The sequence below is a fragment of the Senegalia sp. (in: firmicutes) genome, assembly GCF_052088025.1.
Taxonomy (GTDB): Bacteria; Bacillota; Clostridia; order Tissierellales; family SIT17; genus Anaeromonas.
Genome location: NZ_JBQCYD010000072.1, coordinates 1 through 6,816, shown reverse-complemented (window position 1 = coordinate 6,816; position 6,816 = coordinate 1). Strand labels below are relative to the sequence as shown.

Sequence of the window (6,816 nt, the reverse complement as noted above, 5' to 3'; positions counted from 1 at the left end):
AAAGTCGGTGCTAATCTTTTAACTTTTATCAGACATTTTCAGAAGTGCTTGACATTAAAATATGCCAGCTCCTACTATAAGTGCTATTATAAATAATACTACAAATATAGCAAATAAAATTTTGGCAATAGTTGCTGCAGTTCCAGCAACACCTCTAAAACCAAAAAGGCCTGCAATAACTGCTATTATTAAAAATATTATAGCCCATTTTAACATGACTTTTCCTCCTTCATTTTCAAAATAATCTTAATAAATATATAGCCAAAAAGCCTTAAATTAAACATTTATATATAAAAATTCTTTTATGTTATTAATAGTATATAATTGGGTAAAAATAAGGGTAGAAAATAAATTAAGGAGGAATACTAAAAAATGGATTACAAAAAAAGGGTAGAAGAGCTAAAAGATGAAATGATAGAGTCTATAAAACAATTGGTAAATATTCCAAGTGTTAAAGATGAAGAAAGTAAAGATACCCCATTTGGTAATGACATAGATAAGGCTTTAAAAAAAGCTTTAGAAATTTGTGAGAATTTAGGATTTAAAACTCACTATGATGAAGAAGGTTATTATGGATATGCTGAAATAGGTGAAGGTAAAGAGATGCTAGGAATACTTGGACATTTAGATGTTGTACCTGCAGGTGAAAGATCTAACTGGAACACAGATCCCTTTAAAGCACAGCTAAAAGATGGAAAACTATATGGCAGAGGAACACAGGATGATAAGGGTCCTACCATAGCTGCACTTTATGCAGTAAAGGCACTTATGGATTCAGAAGTAGAATTTGATAAAAGGGTAAGGTTTATATTTGGAACAGATGAAGAAAGTCTTTGGGGTGGAATAAATAAATATATGGAAAAAGAAGAAGTTCCAACCCTTGGATTCACACCAGATTCTCAGTTTCCTATGATTCATGCAGAAAAAGGACTTTTACAAGCAAAATTAAAATCAGAAAGTATTGGAGATATAATATTATCAGGTGGAAATTCATTTAATGCAGTTCCAGATAGAATCGGATACAGTGGAAAATATAGTGATGAGATTAAGAAGGAATTAGATAATTTAGAATATAAGTATGAAATAAAAGATGATACAATTTATGTAATAGGAAAAGGAGCACATGCTTCACAGCCTCAAAAAGGACTTAATGCTATTTCACTTTTAGCAATTGCATTAAATAATATAGGAGTTAAAAGCAATTCTATTAAATTTATAGCTGAAACAATAGGTGAAGATTATAATGCTAAAAATATCTTTGGAAAATGTGAAGATGAGCCATCAGGTAAAATAACATTTAATATAGGAAAAGTAAATATAGATGAAGATAGTGAAGAAATAGCTATTGATATAAGAATTCCTGTAACTAAAGATAAAGAAAAAATAGTTGATGATATAAAAAACAAAGTAAAAGAATATAATATAAAATATGAAGAATTTGATTATTTAGATTCCTTATATGTACCTAAAGATCATAAATTAATAAAGACACTTAGAAAAGTATATGAAGATGAGACAGGACTTGATTCAACCCCGCTAGTATCAGGAGGAGCTACTTATGCACGTGCAATGGATAATTGTGTAGCATTTGGAGCAGTATTTCCTGGAGGGGAAAAAGTAGAACACCAAGCAAATGAATATATTGAAATTGATAAATTAATAGAAGTAGCAAAAATATATTCAGCAGCAGTATATAACTTGACAAGATAAGTTTGTCGTTTTATGATACAATATAGCAAAGAATATTTTTTAGGAGGATTTAAATGAAAAATTTAGAAGTAGAATTAAAAAATGAAACTGGTTTGCATGCTAGACCAGCAAGTTTATTCATTAGGGAAGCATCAAAATACACATCTGATATTGTAGTGGTTAAAGATTCTACAGAATATAATGGTAAAAGTATAATGGGAATACTAAGTATGGGAGCTACAAAAGGTGATAAACTTACTATTAAAATAGATGGTCCAGATGAAGATAAAGCATATAAAGGACTTGAGAACCTTTTTGAAAATGAAATTAAATAAATAGTTTAAAATTATAAACCATTCTTTAGGCAAAGGAATAGTATGAATTATACTACTTTGTTTGAAAGGATGGTTTATATTATGTATACAATTAAATATGTGGTAAAAGCTGGCGATAGTATATATTCTATAGCTAGGAAATTTAATGTAGATATGAATGAAATATTTAGCATAAACAATTTATCAAATTCAAATATTTCTATAGGGCAAATTTTAGAAATTCCTATGGAAAATTATATAGTAAAGGCTGGAGAGAGCTTATATACTATATCTAAAAAATTAAATGTACCTATAGAGAGCTTGATGATTTTAAATAATTTAGAATCTACTAATCTAGATATTGGTCAAGTTTTAAAAGTTCCCTATTATAGTGAGATAATAGTAGATGTAGATGTAGCAAATATACGTCTTGGACCTTCAATGAAGTTTGATATAATGCAACAGGTGATTAGAGGTGCTAAATTACCAGTAATGGCAATAGATGAAGAATGGACTAAAATAGAACTTTTTGATGGTAGGAATGGATTTATCAAAAATAATCTTGGAAATTTAAAGGCATATGGCAAAGAAAAGCCAATATCTGCTATTTTAGGCTACTATTCATTAGAGGAAGGCGTGGCACTTCCAAGTTCATATGATTCTTTTATAGAAAATAAAAATGAATTAACTGAAGTCCCTATGTTTATGTTTAGAATATCTGGAGATGATCCAACTACCATAGAGAAATTTGGCAATTTTACAAATAAATATGTTGAAAATGTTATAGAAATCGGTCATAGATCCAATGTTAAAATGCTTGCATTAATTCATAATTTACTTTATACAGGAGGAGTAGCTAAAGCAAAAGAAGTAACAACAGCAATGCTTAGTAGTAAAGAATCTAGAGCTGCATTTATAGAAAACACCATAGAACTTGTAGAAGGATATGGTTTTGATGGAGTAAATATTGATATTGAAGATGTAGAAATAGAAGATAGCAATAAGCTAACATCATTTTTTAAAGAACTAGCAGAAGCCCTAAGTAAAAGAGGCTATTATTTATCTGCTTCAGTTCCATCAAGAGTAAGTGATGAGGATTTTAATCCTTTCTCAGACCCTTTTGACTACGGTGAGATAGGCAAGGTAGTAGATGAATTTGATGTAATGCTCTATAATGAACATGGATGGCCTGGAAGTGGACCTGGACCTGTAGTTTCAATAGGATGGATGGAGAGAGTATTAAGATATGCTATAACAAAAATGCCAAGAAGTAAAATAATGGCTGCAGTATCTGTATTTGGATTTGATTTTAATTTAGATACTGAGAAAAACTCATATGTTACTTTTGATAGTGCTATGAATTTAGCAAATAAATATAATAAAGAGATAATATTTGATCCTCAAACTAAAACGCCATATTTTAAATATATAGATGAAGAAGGAAATAATCATGAGGTTTGGTTTGAAAATAATGAAAGCATAAAAGCTAAAATAGATCTTGCAAGTTCACTTGGTATAAAAGGAGTTGCACTTTGGAGGCTTGGTATGGAAGATGAATCAATGTGGAATATGGTAAGAGAAGATGTGGTGGTTAAAAGATTTTAGGGGTTTATACCCCTATTTTTTATTGTTAAAAAACTTAATTATGGGTATATTTAAATATAAATGTGTAGAGGACGTGTAGATTATGATAGATTTAAATGAAGCTATTAATCTTGTAAAAGAGTGGGCATATAGAGCAGGTAAGGCTCAAAAGGACAATTATGAAAAGAAAGATTTAAAAATATCCACTAAATCATCAAAAATAGACTTGGTAACAGAAATAGATGATTTATCAGAAAAGATAATACTTGAAGGTATAAAAAAGGAATATCCTGATCATGATATATTATCTGAGGAATCAGATTTTAAAAAGACTGATTCGGATTATTTGTGGATAATAGACCCTTTAGATGGCACTACAAATTATGCACAAGGACTGCCTATATTTGCTGTATCAATTGCATTAGAGTTTAGGGGGGAAATAGTACTAGGTGTAGTATATAACCCTATATTAGATGAAATGTTTTCAGCAGTGGAAGGTAAGGGTGCATATTTAAATGATGAGAAAATAAAAATAGGAAATAAGGATAAACTAATAGAGTCTGTAATAGCAACAGGTTTTGCATATGATAGGGCAAGTAGTGAAAACAGTAATATAGGTAATCTCTCTAGAATATTACCTAAGGTAAGAGGTATTAGAAGAATGGGAGCTGCAGCATATGATTTAGCATCTGTTGCGTGCGGTAGGTTAGATGGATATTGGGAGTTCAATTTAAGTGTGTGGGATGTGGCAGCAGGGATATTACTCATAAGGGAAGCAGGAGGAAAGGTCATAGATATTGAAGGTGGGGAAAATGTATCAGTAATAGCAGGAAATGAAAATATAATTAAATTAATAAATGATGAAATAAAAAGCTGTTATAGGTAACTATGGCAGCTTTTTGGGTATATAATATTATAGCAAATAAAAGGGGTGGAGGATTTGAAGAAATTATCTTTTGTTTTTATATTAGCTGGAATATTAATAATATTATATCCCACATTAAATAGAGGCTATAATGATTATCAAGCTCAAAAAGTATTACAAGAATGGCAAAAAAGTATGAATGATATATCATCTGTAGAAACTTCTGAAAATCTAAATTCTGAAGACGTAAATAAAGATGATATAAATGATAATGATAAGTATATTCTTGAAATAGATAAAATAGATTTATATATGCCAGTATTAAAAGGTGCTACAGATGGAAATTTAGATATAAGTCTATCTCAAATGAATCATACAGCAAAACCTGGACAAATAGGGAACTTTGCTGTAGCAGGTCATAGAAGTTACACTTATGGGAGACATTTTAATAGGTTAGATGAAATAAAAAAAGGAGATATAATAGAGGTTGAAACAAGGGGCGAAAATTACAAATATAAGGTAGATGAAACGATTGTAGTAGAACCAGATGAATTATGGGTGCTAGAAAGTAATGATAAGGAAAAAGAAATAACACTTGTTACTTGTACCCCTATAAAGGTAGCAAGTCATAGGTTAATTATAAAAGGAAAATTGGTTCAATAAGTATGTTATAATTAGTCTAAAAGGATATGGGGGTATAAGATGATATATTTATTACTTGCAATCATTTGTAGTTCCTCAATAGCAATAATATTTAAATTTAGTGAAACTAATAATCTAAACAGATATGCAGTAACTACCATGAATTATTTTACTGCATTTACTGTAAGTTTAGTATTAGCTTTAGTAGAAGGAAATATTAAAATGGGCTTAGAGGGAAATTTTTTAGATGAATTTCAAGATGTAATAATAGAAGGTAATAATTTATTTAGCCCTATGGCTAGTTTAATCTGGGCTATTGTAGTAGGAATAATTGCAGGGGCATTTTTCTTTTTATCTTTTGTATATTACCAGATAAGTGTACGTGAAAACAATGTAGGACTTGCAGGTACATTTGGAAAATTAGGGATACTTGTTCCTATGAGTTTTTCTATAATAATTTGGAAGGAATTCCCTACTTCTATTCAATGGATAGGTATAATATTATCACTTATTTCAATAATAATAGTAAATGTTTCATTTGAAAAACAAAACTTAAAAGATATACATATGAATTTAATATTATTGTTTTTCTTTGGAGGTCTTGCTGAATTTTCAAATAAGATATTTCAAAAATATGCTATTTCAGAGTATAAATCAGTATTCTTGTTTTTTGTGTTTTTTATAGCATTTATAATTAGTTTAATGACTACAATTAAAAGAAAGAAAATAATTAAAAAAATAGATTTGCTAACAGGAATATTAGTAGGAATTCCTAATTTATTTTCATCTTTCTTTTTAATAATGGCATTAAATTATATTGAAACTTCAATAGTATTTCCAATTTATAGTGCAGGAAGTATAGTAATAATAACATTAGTAGGAACATTGTTTTTCAAGGAAAAGCTAAAGAAAAAAGAAATAATAGCAATTTTTATGACAATTATAGCTCTTATTTTGATAAATATAAATTAATAGAAGGAAGGTGTAAGATATGATTGGAGCTTTTTTTGATATTGATGGGACCCTTTATAGGAATTCTCTTATGATAGAGCATTTCAAAAAACTTATAAAATATGAAGTAATAGATGAAGCTATTTGGCATAGCCATGTAAAGCATACATTTGAAAAATGGGATAGAAGATATGGGAATTTTGAAGATTACTTAGAAGAACTAGCAAATATTTATGTAAATGAACTCAAAGGTATAAATAAATCTCATATAGCATTTATAGCTCATCAAGTTATAAGATTAAATGGGGAAAAAGTATATAAATATACTAGAGATCGTATAAATTGGCATCATAAACAAGGACATAAAGTATTTTTCATATCAGGAAGTCCAGAATTTTTAGTTGAGAAAATGGCTGAGAAATATGATGTTACTCAATTTAGAGGTAGTAAATATGTATTAGATGAAAATAATAATTTTACTGGAGAAATAGTTAAAATGTGGGATTCATTTAATAAGCAAAGGGCATTAGATGAATTTATAGAAAAATTCAATATTGATTTACCTAATAGTTACGCATATGGAGATACATCTGGTGATTTATCTATGTTTAAAATGGTGGGAAATCCCATTGCTATGAATCCAAATAGAGAATTATATGAAATAATTAAAGCTGATAAAGAACTTTCAAAAAAAATTGATATAATAATTGAAAGGAAGGATATAATATATAAGGTTGATTCATCTGTAGAAACTTTAATTTAAAATAGCCT

General features: G+C 28.8%; 8 protein-coding genes. 7 read left to right on the top strand and 1 reads right to left on the bottom strand.

The window, feature by feature from the left end; all coding sequences use genetic code 11:
* Positions 1-54 precede the first annotated feature (54 nt).
* Positions 55-216: a DUF1328 domain-containing protein gene (locus tag ACTHUW_RS12245; protein WP_442196971.1), complete on the bottom strand. Its 162-nt coding sequence runs from the start codon at positions 214-216 to the stop codon at positions 55-57.
* A 156-nt stretch (positions 217-372) separates the two neighbouring features.
* On the opposite strand from ACTHUW_RS12245, the gene pepV reads away from it, so the two are divergent.
* From pepV to ACTHUW_RS12210, 7 genes are all read left to right on the top strand, one after another.
* On the top strand, positions 373-1,710 hold the full coding sequence (gene pepV, locus ACTHUW_RS12240) for a dipeptidase PepV (RefSeq protein WP_442213441.1): 1,338 nt from the start codon (positions 373-375) through the stop codon (positions 1,708-1,710).
* Between the two features lie 53 nt (positions 1,711-1,763).
* The gene (locus ACTHUW_RS12235) at positions 1,764-2,024 is read left to right on the top strand and encodes an HPr family phosphocarrier protein (protein WP_442213439.1); all 261 of its coding nucleotides are present in this window, start codon (positions 1,764-1,766) and stop codon (positions 2,022-2,024) included.
* Positions 2,025-2,105: 81 nt separating this feature from the next.
* Positions 2,106-3,608 (top strand): glycosyl hydrolase family 18 protein, encoded by a 1,503-nt coding sequence (locus tag ACTHUW_RS12230; protein ID WP_442196968.1) that lies wholly within the window; start codon positions 2,106-2,108, stop codon positions 3,606-3,608.
* A gap of 82 nt (positions 3,609-3,690) precedes the next feature.
* The gene (locus ACTHUW_RS12225; protein WP_442196967.1) at positions 3,691-4,473 is read left to right on the top strand and encodes an inositol monophosphatase family protein; all 783 of its coding nucleotides are present in this window, start codon (positions 3,691-3,693) and stop codon (positions 4,471-4,473) included.
* 54 nt (positions 4,474-4,527) lie between these two features.
* Positions 4,528-5,115, top strand: a complete 588-nt coding sequence (locus ACTHUW_RS12220) for a class D sortase (RefSeq protein WP_442213437.1) — start codon at positions 4,528-4,530, stop codon at positions 5,113-5,115.
* 39 nt (positions 5,116-5,154) lie between these two features.
* Entirely contained in the window at positions 5,155-6,066 is a 912-nt protein-coding gene (locus ACTHUW_RS12215) for an SMR family transporter (RefSeq protein ID WP_442196966.1), read from the top strand.
* 19 nt (positions 6,067-6,085) lie between these two features.
* Positions 6,086-6,808, top strand: coding sequence for an HAD family hydrolase (locus ACTHUW_RS12210; RefSeq protein ID WP_442196965.1), 723 nt, complete (start codon positions 6,086-6,088; stop codon positions 6,806-6,808).
* The last annotated feature ends 8 nt before the right edge of the window (positions 6,809-6,816 follow it).

Bases quoted from the DNA above. Each gene is read 5' to 3' on its own strand.
- ACTHUW_RS12225 (WP_442196967.1), top strand. From the start codon at position 3,691: ATGATAGATTTAAATGAAGCTATTAATCTTGTAAAAGAGTGGGCATAT.
- ACTHUW_RS12245 (WP_442196971.1), bottom strand. From the start codon at position 216: ATGTTAAAATGGGCTATAATATTTTTAATAATAGCAGTTATTGCAGGC.
- ACTHUW_RS12235 (WP_442213439.1), top strand. From the start codon at position 1,764: ATGAAAAATTTAGAAGTAGAATTAAAAAATGAAACTGGTTTGCATGCT.
- ACTHUW_RS12215 (WP_442196966.1), top strand. From the start codon at position 5,155: ATGATATATTTATTACTTGCAATCATTTGTAGTTCCTCAATAGCAATA.
- pepV (WP_442213441.1), top strand. From the start codon at position 373: ATGGATTACAAAAAAAGGGTAGAAGAGCTAAAAGATGAAATGATAGAG.
- ACTHUW_RS12210 (WP_442196965.1), top strand. From the start codon at position 6,086: ATGATTGGAGCTTTTTTTGATATTGATGGGACCCTTTATAGGAATTCT.
- ACTHUW_RS12230 (WP_442196968.1), top strand. From the start codon at position 2,106: ATGTATACAATTAAATATGTGGTAAAAGCTGGCGATAGTATATATTCT.